17 protein-coding genes are annotated in these 17,792 nt (G+C 65.4%); 10 read left to right on the plus strand and 7 right to left on the minus strand.

What is annotated here, in order from left to right:
• The first annotated feature begins 18 nt into the window (after positions 1 to 18).
• Both BMY06_RS06570 and BMY06_RS06575 read left to right on the plus strand, forming a co-directional pair.
• Complete coding sequence (locus BMY06_RS06570) at positions 19 to 1,248, plus strand: serine hydrolase domain-containing protein (protein ID WP_074982127.1); 1,230 nt, start codon at positions 19 to 21, stop codon at positions 1,246 to 1,248.
• Positions 1,245 to 2,495: an MFS transporter gene (locus tag BMY06_RS06575; RefSeq protein WP_074982129.1), complete on the plus strand. Its 1,251-nt coding sequence runs from the start codon at positions 1,245 to 1,247 to the stop codon at positions 2,493 to 2,495. The genes BMY06_RS06570 and BMY06_RS06575 overlap by 4 nt, the downstream gene beginning before the upstream one ends.
• Before the next feature lie 157 nt (positions 2,496 to 2,652).
• On the opposite strand, the gene BMY06_RS06580 is transcribed toward BMY06_RS06575, so the two are convergent.
• Complete coding sequence (locus tag BMY06_RS06580) at positions 2,653 to 3,489, minus strand: hypothetical protein (RefSeq protein WP_143064409.1); 837 nt, start codon at positions 3,487 to 3,489, stop codon at positions 2,653 to 2,655.
• 266 nt (positions 3,490 to 3,755) lie between these two features.
• Positions 3,756 to 4,127, minus strand: a complete 372-nt coding sequence (locus tag BMY06_RS38505) for a DUF4148 domain-containing protein (RefSeq protein WP_074982130.1) — start codon at positions 4,125 to 4,127, stop codon at positions 3,756 to 3,758.
• 361 nt (positions 4,128 to 4,488) lie between these two features.
• Between BMY06_RS38505 and BMY06_RS06590 the strand changes: the two genes are divergently transcribed.
• The 6 genes from BMY06_RS06590 to BMY06_RS06615 all read left to right on the plus strand — a co-directional run bounded on the left by BMY06_RS06590 (position 4,489) and on the right by BMY06_RS06615 (position 9,808).
• Positions 4,489 to 5,325, plus strand: a complete 837-nt coding sequence (locus BMY06_RS06590) for a poly(ADP-ribose) polymerase family protein (RefSeq protein WP_074982132.1) — start codon at positions 4,489 to 4,491, stop codon at positions 5,323 to 5,325.
• A gap of 112 nt (positions 5,326 to 5,437) precedes the next feature.
• Positions 5,438 to 6,034 (plus strand): TetR/AcrR family transcriptional regulator, encoded by a 597-nt coding sequence (locus tag BMY06_RS06595; RefSeq protein WP_373681605.1) that lies wholly within the window; start codon positions 5,438 to 5,440, stop codon positions 6,032 to 6,034.
• A gap of 114 nt (positions 6,035 to 6,148) precedes the next feature.
• The gene (locus tag BMY06_RS06600) at positions 6,149 to 6,841 is read left to right on the plus strand and encodes a type 1 glutamine amidotransferase domain-containing protein (RefSeq protein ID WP_065060742.1); all 693 of its coding nucleotides are present in this window, start codon (positions 6,149 to 6,151) and stop codon (positions 6,839 to 6,841) included.
• 116 nt (positions 6,842 to 6,957) lie between these two features.
• The gene (locus tag BMY06_RS06605; protein WP_074982136.1) at positions 6,958 to 8,112 is read left to right on the plus strand and encodes an alkene reductase; all 1,155 of its coding nucleotides are present in this window, start codon (positions 6,958 to 6,960) and stop codon (positions 8,110 to 8,112) included.
• Complete coding sequence (locus BMY06_RS06610; protein WP_065060740.1) at positions 8,112 to 8,852, plus strand: SDR family oxidoreductase; 741 nt, start codon at positions 8,112 to 8,114, stop codon at positions 8,850 to 8,852. The genes BMY06_RS06605 and BMY06_RS06610 overlap by 1 nt, the downstream gene beginning before the upstream one ends.
• Before the next feature lie 239 nt (positions 8,853 to 9,091).
• Positions 9,092 to 9,808, plus strand: a complete 717-nt coding sequence (locus BMY06_RS06615; RefSeq protein ID WP_065060739.1) for a pentapeptide repeat-containing protein — start codon at positions 9,092 to 9,094, stop codon at positions 9,806 to 9,808.
• 64 nt (positions 9,809 to 9,872) lie between these two features.
• Here the strand turns inward: BMY06_RS06615 and BMY06_RS06620 are convergent, their stop codons facing one another.
• The 4 genes from BMY06_RS06620 to BMY06_RS06635 all read right to left on the minus strand — a co-directional run bounded on the left by BMY06_RS06620 (position 9,873) and on the right by BMY06_RS06635 (position 15,241).
• Positions 9,873 to 11,372, minus strand: a complete 1,500-nt coding sequence (locus BMY06_RS06620) for a mannitol dehydrogenase family protein (protein ID WP_074982137.1) — start codon at positions 11,370 to 11,372, stop codon at positions 9,873 to 9,875.
• Positions 11,369 to 12,112: an HAD family hydrolase gene (locus tag BMY06_RS06625; protein ID WP_074982139.1), complete on the minus strand. Its 744-nt coding sequence runs from the start codon at positions 12,110 to 12,112 to the stop codon at positions 11,369 to 11,371. The genes BMY06_RS06620 and BMY06_RS06625 overlap by 4 nt, the downstream gene beginning before the upstream one ends.
• A 22-nt stretch (positions 12,113 to 12,134) precedes the next feature.
• Positions 12,135 to 13,547 (minus strand): sugar porter family MFS transporter, encoded by a 1,413-nt coding sequence (locus tag BMY06_RS06630; RefSeq protein WP_074982140.1) that lies wholly within the window; start codon positions 13,545 to 13,547, stop codon positions 12,135 to 12,137.
• Between the two features lie 794 nt (positions 13,548 to 14,341).
• Entirely contained in the window at positions 14,342 to 15,241 is a 900-nt protein-coding gene (locus BMY06_RS06635; protein WP_074982142.1) for a LysR family transcriptional regulator, read from the minus strand.
• 137 nt (positions 15,242 to 15,378) lie between these two features.
• Here BMY06_RS06635 and BMY06_RS06640 point away from each other — a divergent pair, with 137 nt between their 5' ends.
• Both BMY06_RS06640 and BMY06_RS06645 read left to right on the plus strand, forming a co-directional pair.
• On the plus strand, positions 15,379 to 15,918 hold the full coding sequence (locus tag BMY06_RS06640; protein WP_197520337.1) for a GlcG/HbpS family heme-binding protein: 540 nt from the start codon (positions 15,379 to 15,381) through the stop codon (positions 15,916 to 15,918).
• Positions 15,915 to 17,075 (plus strand): SMP-30/gluconolactonase/LRE family protein, encoded by a 1,161-nt coding sequence (locus BMY06_RS06645; protein WP_080180811.1) that lies wholly within the window; start codon positions 15,915 to 15,917, stop codon positions 17,073 to 17,075. Before BMY06_RS06640 ends, BMY06_RS06645 begins: the two co-directional genes overlap by 4 nt.
• Here BMY06_RS06645 and BMY06_RS06650 read toward each other — a convergent pair.
• Positions 17,067 to 17,567, minus strand: coding sequence for a hypothetical protein (locus tag BMY06_RS06650; protein ID WP_074982144.1), 501 nt, complete (start codon positions 17,565 to 17,567; stop codon positions 17,067 to 17,069). The two genes, BMY06_RS06645 and BMY06_RS06650, sit on opposite strands and share 9 nt — an antisense overlap.
• Positions 17,568 to 17,792 lie beyond the last annotated feature (225 nt).

Below are 17,792 nucleotides of genomic sequence, written 5' to 3' on the forward strand. Positions count from 1 at the left end.
TTCGACGAGGTCGAACCGATGACGATTTCCGCTTTTGCTCCGCGCCTGGACGACGCTTTCGCGTCGCTGTCCGCGCGTGTTCACGAGGTAGTCCGGCGCGCGCTGGACGAGCGGCGGCTGGTGGGCGCGGTCGTGCTTGTCGCGCAGGGCGGCGAGCTGATTCACCGCGAGGCCGCCGGGCTGGCCGATCGCGAAAGCGCGCGGCCGATGCGCGTGGATACGCTGTTCCGGCTGGCGTCGGTCAGCAAGCCGATCGTGTCGACGGCGGCGATGGTGCTGGCCGCGCAAGGGCGGCTCGACCTCGACGCGGGCATCGAACGCTGGCTGCCGGCTTTCCGTCCGCGTCTGGCCGATGGGCGCGCGGCGCGCATCACGGCGCGGCAACTGCTCAGTCATACGGCGGGGCTCGGCTACCGTTTTCTCGAAGCCGATGACGATGGCCCGTACGCACGCGCGGGCGTGTCGGACGGCATGGACGATTCCGGCATCGATCTAGCGGAAAACCTGCGGCGTATCGCGAGCGTGCCCTTGCTCTACGAGCCGGGGACGGCGTGGGCTTACTCGCTCGCGATCGACGTGCTGGGCGCGCTGATCGAGCGCGTGCAGGACGCGCCGCTCGCCGTGGCGGTGCGCGATCTCGTGACCGGTCCGCTTGGCATGACGGAAACGGGCTTCCATGTGCACGATGCCGCGCGACTCGCGACGCCCTATACACACGACGCAAACGACTCAAACGACGCGAACATGGCCGGCGACGATGCCGGTCCGCGATTGCTGCGCGAAGGCGATCTCGTCGCGCCGTTTGAAGGCACGGTCGGCATCCGCTTCAGTCCGGCGCGCGTGTTCGATCGCGCGGCGTTCCCCTCGGGCGGCGCGGGCATGGCGGGCAACGCCGAGGATGTGCTGCGTCTGCTCGAAAACCTGCGCGAAGGCGGCGGCGCGCTGCTGCCCGCCGAATCGGTGGCGCAGATGGGCCGCGATCAGACCGGCGGCCGCGAACCGCCGGACGCGCCGGGCTACGGCTTCGGCCTCGGCTTCTCCGTGCTGCGCGACCGCGTGCGCGCCGCGTCGCCCGAATCGAACGGCACCTGGCGCTGGGGCGGCGCGTACGGCCATTCGTGGTTCGTGGATCCGGCGCGTCAACTGAGCGTCGTCGCGCTCACGAATACGCTTTACGAGGGCATGTCGGGCCGCTTCGTGACCGAATTGCGCGACGCCGTCTACGGCGTCGGGGAGGTAGCGCGATGACGCCCGCCATCGACGCGCGCCTGCCGCTCGCGAAGCTGTTGCCGCTTTCGCTCGCGGCGTTCGTCACGATCCTGACCGAAGCGCTGCCTGCCGGTTTGCTCGCGCAGATGGCGCAGGGGCTGGGCGTTTCGCCGTCCGCTGTCGGTCAGACCGTGACGGCGTACGCGGCGGGATCGCTGCTGGCGGCGATTCCGCTCGTCGCCTTGACGCAGCGTTTGCGACGCCGTCCGCTGCTGCTGACGGCGATTGCGGGCTTCGTCGTCACGAATGCGTTTACGGCGCTTTCGCACAGTTACGCGCTGACGCTGGTCGCGCGTTTTATCGCCGGTGTTTCTGCCGGGTTGATCTGGGCGCTGCTGGCGGGCTACGCCGCACGCATGGTGCCCGAGCATCGCAAGGGCGCGGCGATTGCCGTGGCGATGGCGGGGACGCCACTCGCGCTTTCGCTGGGCGTGCCCGCGGGGACGTTGCTCGGCACGTGGACCGGCTGGCGCGCGGCCTTTTGTGTGATGAGCGTGCTCGCCGTCGCGCTGCTCGTGTGGGTGCGGGCGATCGTGCCGGATTTTGCGGGGCAAACGCAGGGGAAAACGCAGGAGAAAACGCAGGAGAAAACGCAAACCCAGCGTCCCGCATCGCGCAGCGCGCTCAGCCTGCCGGGCGTGCGTGCCGTGTTGCTGGTCGTGCTGACCTTCGTGCTCGCGCACAATCTGCTTTACACGTATATCGCGTCATTTCTTGCAACGGCGGATATGAGCGATTCAATCGATCGTGTATTGCTGACGTTCGGTATCGCTTCGTTGTTCGGCATCCTGATCGTCGGCGTAGGGATCGATCGTCATTTACGCACGCTGACGCTCGCGAGCACGCTGCTGTTCGCCGTCGCTACGCTGATGCTCGCGCGCGCGGGCCACGCGCAAACCCTCGTTTATGCGAGCGTGGCCGCGTGGGGGCTCGCATTCGGCGGCGCGGCGACGCTGTTTCAAACGGCGCTCGCCCATGCAGCGGGCGAGGCCACCGACGCCGCGCAAGCCGTGCTCGTCACGGTCTGGAACGCGGCGATCGCGGGTGGCGGCATGATTGGCGGCGTGTTGCTCGACCGCTTCAGTATCGCCGCATTTTTTCCGGTGCTGCTGGGCCTGCTCTGCGTCACGTTCGTGACGGTGTGGCTCGCGAAAAGCACGGGCTTTCCAGCGCGGCACCCGCAAAACCCGACCGAACCCGCGCATGCGGAGCGCTCCAGCCAGTAGCCCGTGTTCGCGCAGTCAATGCCAGAACAGCGCGATCAGAATGATGATGGGAATCGGCACACCGAACAGATAAAGAAGAATCGAGCGCATGTCAGTCTCCTGGCGTTTGGAAGAGAAAAGATCGTTGCGATGCCTTCAAACAGGCGTCAAGCACGCATCACCATTCGCGCATGCGTGCGCCCACCGTCGCCATCAGACTGGCAACGAACGCGCCCAGCAGCAGCGAAACGAACAGCCACAACGTGACGTGGATGGTGGCCTTGCGCGCCGTGTCGGCGGCTGCGCGCGCGGCGTTGTCGATCTGGTTCGTCTTGTCCTGCAAGCGCGTCCAGGTCGTCGTGACGCGAGCGCGGGCATCGGCGGGCGAGAGGCCGGTGCGTTGCGCGACGATGCGCGTGACGTAGTCGCTGTCCTCGGCGGAGAGCGCGCCGTTCGCGGGCAGGCTGTTGAGGAAGATGCGCGCGATTTCCTGCTTTTGTTCGACGGTCGTGAGGGCCGTGTCCGCATTTTGCGCGGCGGGTGCCGGCGCATCCGCGACGGGGCGCAGCATGCCGTCGATCAGATAACCCATCGGCCAGCTTCGATACGCGGCGAGCGCATTGCCGCGATCGAGCGTGGACAAACCGCTCGCGAGCGGCGCGCTGCCCGACGCGCTTTCATGCGCGGCCAGCGCGCTCGCGCCTTCGCGAGCGATGCCCGAGAGCGCGGAGGTGAGCACGAAGGCGGTCAGCAAAGTGGCGAGCGCCCACGCCAGAAAACCGTGTGCGGTGTCGCGGAAGTGCGTCTCGTCGGTGCCGATGCCCGGCCAGTGGCGCCGCAGGCGACCCGCGAGATAGCCGCCCAGACCCGCCGACATGATTTGCGTCACGCAGATCCAGACGATGGCGGCGAAGCCAAACGCTTTCGCATGCGCGCCGCTACCCGGCCACGGCGAAAGCGACGACAGCCCAAGCCCGGTTCCGAGCGTGAGCAGGATGAGCGCGAACGCGGCCATCGCGACGGCGCCCGCGATCACAGCGGACCATGAGACGGCGGAGCGTGATCTGCCGTTGCGTTCATAGGGTGCTTGCAGGGCGCGCTCCGCGGCGTATTGTGCGTCTTCTCGCGCATCCAGTCGGCGTGTCTCGTCCATGATGCCTCCGCTGTCCGGTTGGAGCGCGGCGCCGGACTCTATGCCCGACGCCGCGCGTGTCGTGTGTCTGGCACCGAACAGCAGAAAGCGTGCCGCGACCGCCGTTATGCGAGCAAGACCGCCTGGACTTACTGGCCGAAGTAAACCGGCTTGAGGCCGGTCGTGCCGGTGTGCGCCGGCTGGACGGTCGCGCCGGACGACTGCTCCGGCAAGCGGTTGGGACCCCAGGCCGACGAGCCGGGCGCGACGCCGCCGTAGCCGCCCGTCGAGGCGGCGCTGACCTGCTGCGCGCCGATACGCGCTTCGGCCGCCTGCACCTGACGCGGATACGACGCCTGGTCGCCGACCGACTGGTCGTAGCCGGCCTGACGCATCTGCAATTGATCCTGCTGCACCTGCGCGCGCGTGAGCGAATCAGACGACGGCGCGGTTTGCGCGAGCGCGACGATCGGCGTGGCGAAGAGTGCGGCGACAACGGCTGTGCGTTGGATGGCATTCATCCTGATTCTCCTGAAGAGTTGGGAACGCATGCTTCGGGAAGCAGGTGGTGTGCCGCGTTTTCGGTGAAGCCTTAAAAAACGGTGTTCCGCTACACGCTTTCGATTGCTCGACGAAATCGGCGTATCAGTGTTCGCCATCCGAGGTTCGTCGCCGATCACGGGCGCTGCCGCGTGGTGCGTCTGCGGTCTGACGTGGGATGGCCGCGCCGGGCCCACAGAAGCAGAAGCTATTCCAAACGAAGTGTGCAGCGCAGGGCGAAGCCGATGAACACTTCGCATGCCGCCGCCTCACTTCGCCTGTCGTTGCGACGAGTGGTGCGTGTGCCGCTAAGGTCGGCACAGTGCATCCCGAGATTGGTTCATGAAAGTCGACAAACTTTCCCACGCTTCGCAGTCCGGCATCCAGCAAACCGGCAACGACACCCACACGCCGCGCCCAGATCACACCAGCGCATCGACGTCGCAGATGCCCTCGCAGTTGTCGGCGCTGTCGTCGCGCAGTCGTTCGGGTTCCGTTGACAGCAATGCGTCCGGCAACGAGGCGGGGCCGTCGCGTTTTCGCGCGAGTCAGGGCAGCCAGGGAGCGCAGAACGCGTCCGCTGGCCGCAACCCGAATCTGATACACAACGACACGAACGACACGCAGTTTTTCCCGCTCGTCAACGAGCTCAAGAATTACGACGACAAGTATGTGTACGTCACGCATGGCACGCCGGCCTCGAACCTCGCCGGCATCAAGGCGAACGGTCTCGACCCGAGCCATGGCGGCGGACGGCTCGGCGCGGCGTCCTATGAACCCATGCCCAGTTCGGATTCGATCGGCAAGCTGAAGTACGCACACGATCCGAACATCGCGCTCAAGTATTCGAACGAGCCCGCGAACAACCGTCGGGTCGGCGTGCAACTCGAAGCGCGCGTGAAGCGTGAGGCGTTCCTCGGCCGCTTCGATGGCGATCCCGGCTCGACCTACTGGCGCGCGGAAAGCGGCGGCGAGAACGCGCCCGCGAGAATCAACGACGAGCCCTACAAACAGTCGATGGAACCGGCGATGCCGCAGGCCGCCAACACCACGCGGATCTGGTCGTCCGAAACCAATCAGCACATTCCGCCCAAGGATGTGCGCGTGGTGGGCGTTTCGGTGCCGGCGCATCAGAGCTTCGATACGTCCGGGTTGCACACCGAATACGGCGACGAGTAGGCAACGAACAGGCGTACGTGACGGATCGGGACTCAACCGGTCCTGACAATCCCCCCAAAAAAACTACTAGACGACCGGTCGACTACGTGTCATAGTGCGACCCATGGAAACGATCAACACCCCCGAAACCGCTGACGTTCGCGAAAAGATCATCGCGATCGGGCAGAGCATCATCGGCGCGAAAGGTTTCGCAGCGGTGGGCCTGAGCGAGATTCTCGCCGCGGCGGGCGTGCCGAAAGGGTCGTTCTACTATTACTTTGCGTCGAAGGACGCGTTCGGCGTGGCGCTGCTCGAAAATTATTTCGAGGACTACCTGGCCGAACTCGACAAGACGCTGAGCCTGCCCGGCATGACCATGGCTGCGCGGCTCATGCAGTACTGGCAGATCTGGCGCGAAACGCAGTCGTTTTTCGACTGCCAGGGCAAATGCCTCGCGGTCAAGCTGGGCGCGGAAGTGGCCGATATGTCCGAGCCCATGCGGGCGGCGCTCAATCGCGGCACGGCCGGGGTCGTCGCGCGGTTGGCGCGGGCGATCGAGGCAGGCGTCGCGGAAGGCTCGCTCACGGTGGACGCCGAACCGCGCGTCGTCGCGCAAAGTCTGTATCAGCTTTGGCTCGGCGCCAGCGTGATGGTCAAGATCGTGCGCAACCTGCAGCCTTTCGAAGTCGCGCTCGAAACCACGCGACGCACGCTGCATCTGCCGGTCTGATCGGCGCAACAACGGTTTTTCAGGCACTTCCTCTGAAGTGCCTTTTTTAGGCCCGGTTACTAGACGACCGGTCTACTATATGGGGCGCATTGCCTCGCTCGACGGAGAAGCAACATGAAAGTCCTGATGGTTCTGACCTCGCACGATCAACTGGGCAACACCGGACGCAAGACGGGCTTCTGGCTCGAAGAACTGGCCGCGCCGTACTATGCGTTCCAGGACGCGGGCGCGCAGATCGTGCTCGCTTCGCCGCAAGGCGGTCAGCCGCCGCTCGACCCCAAGAGCGACGAGCCGGCGTTCCAGACCGAACTGACGCATCGCTTCCAGGCCGACGCCGTGGCGAAGGCGCAGCTTGCGGCGACCGTGCGTCTCGACAGCGTCTCGCACGAGGACTTCGACGCGGTCTTCTATCCGGGCGGCCACGGCCCGCTTTGGGATCTGGCCGAAGATCCGGTTTCGATCGCGCTGATCCAGTCGTTCTTCGCCGCCGGCAAGCCGACTGCGCTGGTGTGCCACGCGCCGGGCGTGCTGCGTCACGCGAAGGCGCCGGACGGCCGTCCGCTCGTGGAAGGCCGCAAGGTGACGGGCTTCACGAATACCGAAGAAGAAGCCGTAGGCCTGACCCAGGTGGTGCCGTTCCTCGTCGAAGACGAATTGAAGGCGAAGGGCGGCATCTATTCGAAGCTCGGCGACTGGGCGGTGTATGTCGTGACCGACGGCGTGCTGATCACCGGCCAGAATCCGGCCTCGTCCGGTCCGGCCGCGCTCGAGTTGCTCGCGCATCCGGCGCTCAAGGGCAAGCGCTAATCACATCACAACGAGAGCCCGGCACAGGGCTCCGTCGATTCAAGCGACTACATCTCTTTCACGCGGCGCGGGCGATTCAGCCCGCACCCTCTCGCAACACGTTTCAAGGACTCATCATGCAGCACTCCGAATTTTTCGACGCCGTCACGCTCGGACCGTATCGACTGAAGAACCGCATCGTGCTGCCGCCGCTCACGCGTCAGCGCAGCGCGCGCGACGGCGACGTCGCCACCGACCTCATGGCCGAATACTATCGTCAGCGCGCGAGCGCCGGTCTGATCGTGAGCGAAGGTACGCAGATCGAGCCGCGCGGCCAGGGTTATGCGTGGACGCCCGGCATCCATACCGAGGCGCAAATCGCGGGCTGGCGCAAGGTGACCGATGCCGTGCACGAAGCGGGCGGCATCATGTTCGCGCAACTCTGGCACGTGGGCCGCGTTTCGCACAACGCGCTGCAGCCGGACGGTTCGGCACCGATTGCGCCGTCGGCGCTCCAGGCGGAGCAAGCGAAAGCGTTCATTGCGACCGGTCCCGACACCGGCACGCTGATCGCGCCCCCGGTGCCGCGTGCGCTGAGCACGGTGGAAGTCCGCGAGATCGTCGAACTGTATGCACAGGCCGCGCGTAACGCGCTTGCTGCGGGTTTCGACGGCGTCGAGATTCACGCGGCCAATGGCTATCTCGTCAACCAGTTTATTTCGGCGCATTCGAATCAGCGTGACGACGAATACGGCGGTTCGCTGCAAAACCGTCTACGCTTTTTGCGGGAGATCGTCGAGGCGGTGACGAAGGTCGTCGGTCCGGGCCGCCTCGGCGTGCGTTTTGCCCCGCTGTTTGCAGGTACCGATGAGGACCGCGTGTATATCGGCCTTGTCGAAGAGGATCCGCATGCGACCTATATCGAGGCCATCAAGATTCTCGACGAATTCGACGTGGCCTATCTCTCGATCGCGGAAGCCGACTGGGACAACGCCCCCGATCTGCCGATCGAATTCCGCCGCGCCGTGCGCGAGACCTTCCGTGGCCGCATCCTGTATGCGGGGCGTTACACGGCGGAACGCGGCGCGCGTCTGCTCGCAAGCGGTCTCGCGGATCTGATTGCGTTCGGCCGTCCTTTTATTGCGAATCCCGATTTGCCCGCGCGTATTGCCAACGGTTGGCCGCTGAATCAAGTCGATGCCTCAACGCTATACGGCGGCACGGAAAAAGGCTTTACCGATTATCCGACGTACAGTGAATCCCAACGTCTTTCCACCGAAGAGGTGCTGTGATGAGCAATAACATTGAAAGCAAGGTCGTGCTGATTACCGGCGCAAGCAGCGGCATTGGCGCAGTGACCGCGCGTCATCTCGCGGCGCAGGGCGCGCACGTGGCGGTCGCCGCGCGGCGCACGGATCGCCTCGATGCTCTGGTCGCGGAAATCGAATCGGCGGGCGGGCGCGCGAAAGCGTACGCGCTCGACGTCACCGACAAGGCGCAGGTCGAGAGCGTGGTGTCGGCCGTCGTCGCCGATTTCGGGCGTCTCGACGTGCTGATCAACAATGCGGGGCTGATGCCGATTCGTCCGATGGCCGAAGTGAATACGGACGAATGGGACGCGATGATCGACGTGAATATCAAAGGCACGCTCTATGGCATTGCCGCCGCGCTGCCGCGTTTTCTGAAACAGCAAAGCGGCCATTTCATCAATCTCAGTTCGGTCGCGGGCATCAAGGTTTTCGCGCCGGGCGGCACGGTTTATTCGGGCACCAAATTCGCCGTGCGTGCGATTTCGGAAGGGCTGCGCCAGGAAGTGGGCGAGAATATTCGCGTGACGTCGATCGAGCCGGGCGCCGTCGACAGCGAGCTGAAACTCAGCACAACGGGCACGGCGCAGCAAACGGTGCTCGACTTCTACAAGCAGGCGGTGCCGGCCGAATCGGTGGCGCGCGCGATTGCGTTTGCGATCGAACAGCCGGGCGACGTCGATATCAACGAAATCGTGATCCGGCCGACTCGCCAGGAGTTCTAGACATCCGGCCCGCACGATCCACACAATCCGCACGATTCGCACGATTCGCACGCGGGTCATTGCGAAGCGGATCGCGCGGGCGGTAGAATTCGTGTCGCCGAAAATAGAGTGGCAGGTTGGTATCTCCTGCGCCCCGCGAGGGGTTCTATGCATGCCACGGCGTCAACCTGACTTTCACAAGTTGAGGGGGCGCGCGAGGGTATGGACTGCGCGCCCCGCACGAATGGGGATGTGTACCGATGCGCAATCACGCAAACGATCCGGCGGCCGGCAACGGCGTAGTATTCAGCGACACGCATTTCGATCGCGACGACCTCGCTCGCGCGCTCCGTGAGTCCGGCGACGAGCCGACTTTCGAGCGCTGCCAGTTCGACGGCGAAGATCTTTCCAATATCGATTTCCACGCGGCGCGATTCGCGCAATGCACGATCGGGCAAACCCGCTTCGAGCACAGCGATTTATCGCGCACCCGCTGGATTGGCTGTCGAGGCGCGGCGGCCAGTTTCCGCTATGCGAATGCGGGCGACGCACGCTTTATTCGCAGCGATCTGAACAATACCGACTGGACCGGCGCGAAACTCGCTTCAACCGTATTTACCGAAGTGAAATTGACAGGCGCGCGTTTCATCGACACCCGCGCATTGGGCCTGAGCTTTCACGATTCGCTGCTCGTGGGCGCCACGCTTCGAGGTTTGTCGTTTAGAAAACAGACGCTCGAACAATTGAATTTCTCCGATGCCGATCTCGCCGATTGCGACTTTCGCGACGCTGTTTTCGAGGGCGGCAGCCTCGGCAACGTGCGCCTGCTCAATACGCGTTTCGACGGCGCGGACCTGCGTTCCGTCGATTTGAGCGGGCTGCGTTTATCGGATGTTTTGCAGCATCTGAAAGGCACGATTCTTTCGGTCGATCAGGCGGTCATGCTGATCGGCGATTGCGGCGTGCGCGTCATGTGATCGGTTCAGGCGCGCGAACCGGTCCGCGCGCGCGCCTGATTTCGCGCCGTTTAACGCGCGAATGTCAGCCTTCGCCGCTTGATTGCACGACGTCGCGAATCGCCTGGCGCGTTGCGCGCGCCGCGATCCACGCGCGCAGTTGCAGAAAACGCGCGACGAAGCGCTCGCTATGATCGAGGCCGAGTCCCACGAATGGCGACATGCGCAACATCGCCAGCGGATCGCCGCTTGCAAGCAGCGCCCAGTCTTGCGCGTCGAGGCGTGTTTCATTCACGGCAAACGCGTCGCCGCGATCGTCGGTGCCTGCGAGATATTGCTGAAAGCACGCGAGCAGCAGCGCCGCGCGCGAAATATCGCGGCCGTCGCGTTCGAGTTTCGCAATCGTCTTGCGATGAAACACCGGAATCTTCGACGCGCCGTCGTGCGCCACGCGCGCTAGTTGATCCGCGAGCGCGGCATTGCCGAAGCGTTCGATCGTGTTGTCGATGTAGGCGCCGCCATCGACGCCCGGCGGCCACGGCAGAATCGGCGCGACGTCGCGCGTCATGAAAACGCGCAACAGCGCGGCGATATCCGGATCGGCCATGCCGTCGTGCACGAGCCGATGCCCGAGCAGCAGCGCCGGATAGGCCAGCAGCATGTGCGAAGCGTTGAGCATGCGGCCTTTCATGGCCTCCCACTCCGAGACGTCGTCGCAGAGTTCGACACCCACGCGCTCGAACGGCGGACGTCCGCAGCTAAACCGATCTTCGATGACCCATTGCGTAAACGTTTCGGCGATCACAGGCGCGTCGTCGCCGGTTCGTGCGTGGGCGCGCGCCTGCATCGACGGCGTGACTTGCGGCGCAATGCGATCGACCATGCTGTTCGGAAACGTCGCGTGTTGCGCGATCCAGTTCGCGAGTTCGGGGTCGCGCGCGCCCGCGAAGGCGAGCACCGCGCGGCGAGCCGTGTCGCCGTTCTGACGCAGGTTATCGCAGGACATCACCGTGAAGGCATCGACGCCCGCGTCGTGTCGTCGGCGCAGCGCTTCGACGATGAAGCCGAACGCCGTGCGCGGCGGGCCGCCTGCGAGATCGTGCGCGATATCGGTTTCGTCGAAGCGAAAATCGCCCGTCGCTTCGTCGAAGTTGTAGCCGCCTTCGGTGATCGTGAGCGAGACGATGCGGATGGCGGGATCGGCGAGCCTGCCGAGCACCGCTTCCGGGTCGGAGGGCGCATGCAGATAGTCGATCAGCGCGCCGACGATGCGGACGTCCTCGCGTCCGTCCGGGCCGATTTCGCTGAGCGAGTAGAGGCCGTCCTGGGCGCGCAGCGCCGCGGCTTTCGCGCGTGCCGACGCGCCATTGCCGAGGCCGATGCCGCAAATGCCCCATTGCTCGGTGTCGGGCAGGTGCAGGCAGTCGTCGACGTAACGCGCCTGATGGGCGCGATGAAAGTTGCCGACGCCGATATGGGCGATGCCCGCTACGAGCGCGGTGCGGTCGTAGCCCGGCACGGCGATGTCCGCGTCGAAGTGTGCGAGCGTGGCGTTCGAGAGCGGGCGATGTGTGGTGTGTGTCATGCGTAATCCTGATGCGTGTGGGGCGCGATGTGCTGCGAGTCGCGCGAATGACCGTCGACGATCGACGCTACGATCGACGGCAACTGCGTCATGCGCTCGAACACGAGGCTCGCGCCCGCGTCGAGCAGTTTGCGGATCTGATCGCCGGGCAGATGTTTCGCGCCGGCAAAACCGAGCACGGTCATGCCGGCGGCGACGGCGGCGCGCGCGCCGGTCACGCTGTCTTCGACCACGAGGCAATGTGCGGGCGCGACGCCCACGCGATGCGCGGCGGCGAGATAGACGTCGGGCGCGGGCTTGGGATGCGCGACCTGATCGGCGGTGAACACGCGGTCGGCGAAGTGGCGGATGAGGCCCGTGCGTTGCAGCGCGCTCGACACGTAGTCGGCGTTGCTGTTGCTCGCGCAGGCTTTGCCGAGCGCGATCGCGCCGAGTGCTGTGTCGACGCCCTCGATCACGGGCGCGAGCACGGCGCCGCGACGCACGGCGGTGTCGATGCTGGCGAGGGTTTCGGCATGAATGACATGGCCGAGCGTGTCGGCGACGCGCTCCAGCAGCGGCCGCGTGCGCATGCCGAGCAAAGGACGCACGGTATCGGCGATATCGTCGCGCTGCCAGAACGCTTCGAGCCGCTCGACGATGATGCGTTCCGCGATGGCTTCGCTATCGATCAGCACGCCGTCGCAATCGCAGATCAGAAAGCGGGCTTGCGGCAGGCGGCCGCTCGGTGTGGCTTGCATGAGATGTCGTTCCATTTGTAAATCAGGCGCTGGCGCGCGGGGTGAAGCTGCCGTCGCGCAGCGCGCGCTCGATGTCTTCGAGGCTGCGTCCGCGCGTTTCGGGCATGACGAAGAAAATAAAGATCCACGCGAGCACGTTGAGGCTGCCGTAGACCCACATCGCGCCGCCCACGCCGAGCAGTCTGGTCATCGAAAGGGCGGTGCCGGTGAGGATCAGATTCGAGCCCCAGAGCATCGCGCTGTGCGCGCCGGCCGCCTTGTCGCGTATCGGCAGCGGATAGATTTCGGCGCCCGTGAGCCAGCCGATCACCTGGATGCCGCCCGAGTTGAAGACCATGAACACGATCAGGCAGGCGACCACCCACCATTGCTGCGCGTGGCCGGCGAGATGGAAATGCAGCACGGCGCCCAGCACGAACAGACTTGCGGCCGCGAACGGCAGCGTCGCGAGACTCAGCGCGCGGCGGCCGAGGTGGTCGATGCTGAACTTGCCGAGCAGCGTCATCGTGAGATAGGTGAGCGCCACGCCGAGCGCGGCCCAGAGCGACGCCGAGTCGCCGAAGCCCGCATCGCGCAGGAAAGTGGGCGTGTAGTAAATCATCATCTCGATGCCCGTGAGTTGCGTGAACGCGGCCACGCCCAGACCGGCGATCAGCGCGGGACGCACCCACGGTTGCGCGAGCGCGCGCCAGCCGTGCGCGCCGCCTTCGTCGTGATGCTGCTGGGCGATTTCCATCATGTCGGCGATTTCCTCACGCACCTGTTCGCGCGTGTGGCGCACCTTCGCGAGTTCGATGCGCGCATCGCGCACGCGGTCGTGCTCGACGAGCCAGCGCGGACTGCGCGGCAAACGGCTCATGCCCGCGAGCAGTAACAACGACGGCACGAGCGCCACACCGATCATCCATCGCCATGTAAACACATGCTCGCCCGCCACGCCGACGATCGCGGCGAGCAGAATGCCCACGCCGATCGCGCAGTTGAAATAGGTGACGAGGCGGCCGCGCTTGTCGGGTTCCGCGAGTTCGGCGATATAGGTCGGCACGACCTGGGTCGAGCCGCCCACGGCGAGGCCGATCACGAAGCGCGAGAGCGCGAGGCACGTCACGTTCGGCGAGCATGCGGCGGCCAGCACGCCCACGGAATAGAGCGCGGAAATCATCATGATGGCGCGTCGGCGTCCTTGCGAGGCGGACAGGCGCGTGCAGGCGAGCGAGCCGATCACCGCGCCGAGCAGGATGATCGCGGCGACGAGTTCCTGGGCGCGATAGTCGAGCGAGAACTCACGCGCGATGAGCGGCAGCGCGCCGGAAATGATGCCGGTGTCGTAGCCGTAAAGTCCGCCCGCGATGGCGGCAACGGCGGCGATCAACGTCATGTAGGCATCGGGTTTCAGGCGCTGCGCGGGGGCCGAGTCGAGTGACGTGGTGCTCATACGGCGCCTCCAACGATCGACGGGCAAGGCGGCAAGACAGTAGCGTGGGTGAACATGGGCGTGGTTTCTCTGGGCGTGGCGCAGCCGCGTCCGCGCCGCCGTGCGTGTGAGAGAAGCAGCGGCGTGCGGATAGCGCGAACTGCGCGTATGGGCGTGCATATTTATTTCGCAATGCGAATTACCATGCAAGCACGGTGGAAATCGCATGGGCGAAGCAACGCATTTCGGCGCGAATCAACGTTGAATCAGCGCGACATCACACGAATGACGGAGCGAGCAAAAAGCAAAATGCAGCGTCAATCAGCGGGCAGGCCGCGTGAATCGCGTGACCTCGTGCGTGATTTGTACGTGATGCGTACGTGAGCGAAACGGAGAACTCAGACGGTCGGCCGTGCGGGCGAGCAGGCAGACGGAAAGCGGCCGCAGGAAGCGGCACAGGGAGCGGTACGACGCGGTCCGCGCGAGCGCAGCGGAGCGTTGTGACGGAGATGGGTCATGGCAGTCGCCTCGTTCTGAACCCGCATGACGCGTGAGCCGGTGAGAGCCGCCGCGTAGCGCGTGTTCTTTGGGGTTGCCGCACGATCTATAGCCGCACTTTGGGGGAAGGTGCCAGTGTCTCCCCTGGCACTTCAGTTCGGGTCGCCGCCGCGGCTCGCAGGATGATCGAGCTCGCGTGGCGCATTCAACAGAACAGTATCCGTCGATTAATGTGCAGCGCAACACATTGCGCTATTGCGATCAATTGTACATCATGCGGGCAAATGCTCAAAAACATCGGGAAAATTCGCCAAACCTCACGCGCGATTGAGCGGCGCAAGACTCTCCACCAATTGATCGACGAATAAGGCCACCTTGCGCGAGCGCGAGCGATTCACCGGATGGATCGCGTAGAAACTCGCGGGTTCCGGCTCGAACGCGTCGAGCACGGTCACGAGCCGGCCATCCGCGACGTGCTGCGCGACCTCCCACCACGACTTCTGCGCGAGCCCGAGTCCCGCGAGCGCCCACGTGACCGGCAAGGTCGAACTCGTGCTCGCGAGCGCGCCCGCGATGCGCTGTCTGCGCGCTTGCTCGCCGCGTCCGAAACGCCACTCCGCGAACAGATGCGGCTGCGTATTGAACACGAGACAGCGATGCGCGGCGAGCTCTTCCGGTCGCGCGGGCGCGCCGTGCCGCACGAGATACGCGGGGCTCGCCACGACCACGCGCCGCGTATCGAAGAGATGGCGGCCGATCAGATTGGCATCGACGCTCGGACCGCCGCGAATGGCGACGTCGAACCCTTCGGCGACGATATCCGCATAACGATCGTCGAGCGTCAGATGCAGGGCGATCTCGGGATAGCGCGCGGCGAACTGCTCGATGAACGGCGCGATCCACGCGTGGCCGAGCGGATTCGGCGCGGTCACGCGCAGCGTGCCGCGCACCGCGCGCGCGCTTTCGGTCACGCGATGCTCGAGCGCGGTCAGGTCGCTGAGAATGCGCCGCGCCTCGTCGAAATAGGCTTCGCCCGCTTCGGTCAGCGACTGACGCCGCGTCGTGCGCAGCAGCAGCGGCACGCCGAGACGCTTTTCGAGCCCGCTCACGCGATCGGCGATCACCGACGACGCAAGGCCCAGACGCCGCGCCGCCGCCGAGAAACTGCCTTGCTGCACGACCTCGACAAACACTTCCAGTTCGGTAATGGCATGCATGGGATTCCACGGAAAAGCCGGGAGCTGTTTCCGGGATTTAACCATTTTTCGATGCGGCGCAGCATTGGAAAATTCGTGCGTTGCAGCATTTTTCCGTTCGACGAAGGGAGGCAAGACCCGTGATGCAGGCGATTCCCATGATGCAAAAGCCGAAACGACGCGCCGCGCGGATCGCGTGCGCGGCGGCGTTGCTGTTGAGCGCGGCGTCCGCCGCGCACGCCGCGGACTCGAATCTCGTGAGCACGCAAAAGCTGCGCTGGCAAACCGCGCAGGCGCTGGCGGCGGAGGCCGTGCGCGTCTGCGCGAGCGAGGGCTATTCGGTGACGGCCACGGTGGTCGATCCCTCGGGCCATCAGCAGGCCGTGATCAAGGGCGATACGGTCCCGTTGCAGTCGTTATCGGTGTCGTATCGCAAGGCGTACACGGCGTACGCCTATGGCCTTGCGTTCGACAAGGACAGCACGAGCGCGCTGATCGCCGCAAAAGTGACGGGGCCGCTCGATGGCGCAGTGCTCGCGACCGAGCCGGAAGTGCTGTTCATTCCGGGCGGCGTGACGTTGCGCACCGCGAATCGCACGGCCATCGGCGGACTCGGCGTGTCGGGCGCACCCGGCGGCGACAAGGACGAAGCCTGCGCGCAAGCCGCCGTCGACAGGTTCAAGGGAGACTTCCATTGAAGCGCCGCGATCTGTTTGCCGCGACGGCCGGCGCGGCGCTCGCCGCCGCGTTGCCTGCGAGCGCGCGCGCCGCCGGAACCGTGTCGGGCGACAGCGCGCCTGCGGGCGAGTTCGAGATCGTCGCCGCGTTTTCCGGGGCGGGGCCGTCGGGTATCGCGGTGACGCCGTCGGGGCGCGTCTTTGTCGGCTTTCCGCGACACGCCGACAATCACCGCGAGGCCACGCTCGCCGAATTGCGCAACGGCACGCTGATTCCCTATCCGGACGCCGCGATGAGCCTGCCTTCCTCACGTCCGCCCGAGCAGCGGCTCATGTCGATCCACGGCATGACGACCGACAGCGAAGGACGCCTCTGGGCCATCGACGACGGCAAGCTCGCGGGCCAGCCGATCGCGCCGGGCGCGGCGAAGGTGATCGGCATCGATCCGGCGACCGACCGCGTGATCGCGACGATCGTGCTGACGCCGCCCGCGATGCGCGAGGACAGCCACATGAACGATCTGCGCGTGGATCTCACGCACGGCGCGCGCGGCACGGCGTATGTCGCCGATTCGTCGTTCGGGCACACGGGCGCGCTCGTGGTGGTGGACATCGCGACGGGGCGGCAGCGCCGCGTGCTCGCCGCGCATCGTTCGACCCAGCCCGAAGCGGGTTTTCGCGCCGTGCTCGAAGGGCGGCCGTTGCGTTACGACGCGGCGCATCCGACTTTTCCGGTCGGTGGCGCGGACAGCATCACGCTCAGCGCGGACAGCACGCGGCTTTACTATTCGCCGCTGACGAGCCGCCGGCTCTACAGCATCGCGACCGATCTGCTGGCGAACTTCGACGCGACCGAGGCGCAACTCGCGGCCGGTGTCGTCGATCACGGCGAGAAGGTGATGACCGACGGACTCGCGACCGATGCCGCCAATCGTCTCTACCTGACGGCGGGCGAGCATGACGCGATCATGCGGCTTTCGCCCGACGGCAGCATGGACGTGGTGGTGCGCGATCCGCGTATCGTGTGGCCCGACGGCATCTTCGCGGATGCCACGCATGTCTGGTGCACGCTCGGGCAATGGAATCGATTGCCCGGTTTCAATGGCGGCAAGGATTTGCGTCAGCCGCCGTATCTGCTGATCCGCACGCCGATTGTCAGTAGCCCTGAGTTATCGTGAACGTGACGAGGAGCGCGGCCGCCACCATGCCACGGCCCTGAAACACAGCCAGTTCGCGAGCACGACGCCGATCGCGACCAGCGGCAGCGCCGAGCCGTGAATGCCCGCCGCGATCAACCCCGCTCCCGTGGCGAAGGCCGCGACGAGCGGGAGCAGGAACAGCGCGATGCCGCGCGCCACCGTTGCCCAGCTCAATGCCGCGAGCAATTCGGCGCGCGTCATGCGCAGTTTGCCGGCGTGCGCGATGCAGCCTGCGTAGACCGCGCCCGCGCCATAGACGCACGCTGCCAGTCCCACGCCCGCCCAATGAAACGGCGTCATGGGCGGCGCGGCGTGGTCGCTGCGAAAGTTCACCGCGAGCGCCTGCGTGACGAGCGGATCGACCGAGAGCATCAGCAGGTAACAGCTCGCCGCCGTGTACAGCACATAGCCCAGCCAGCCCGCATTGGCGCGGTCGAAAATCAGGTTCACGGGTTCGCGATACGGTCTCATGGAATCCGGTTTCTCCTGGCAACGTTGCCGATCGGCGCAATCAGGTATCACGCATTACGCATCGCGCCGAGCGCACGCCCAGCGACGCTTTGTCGCTGAATCGAACGCTATTTTATCGGCCGCCTGAATTGCCGCGCATGCAATGAAGCGGGACGCAAACCTTTGCGCGCATTCATATAAAAATAAGCTTTCCAAAACCCTTCAGAAGCCCGACGCGCTGCCGTA

The organism is Paraburkholderia tropica (assembly GCF_900109265.1).
GTDB lineage: Bacteria > Pseudomonadota > Gammaproteobacteria > Burkholderiales > Burkholderiaceae > Paraburkholderia > Paraburkholderia tropica.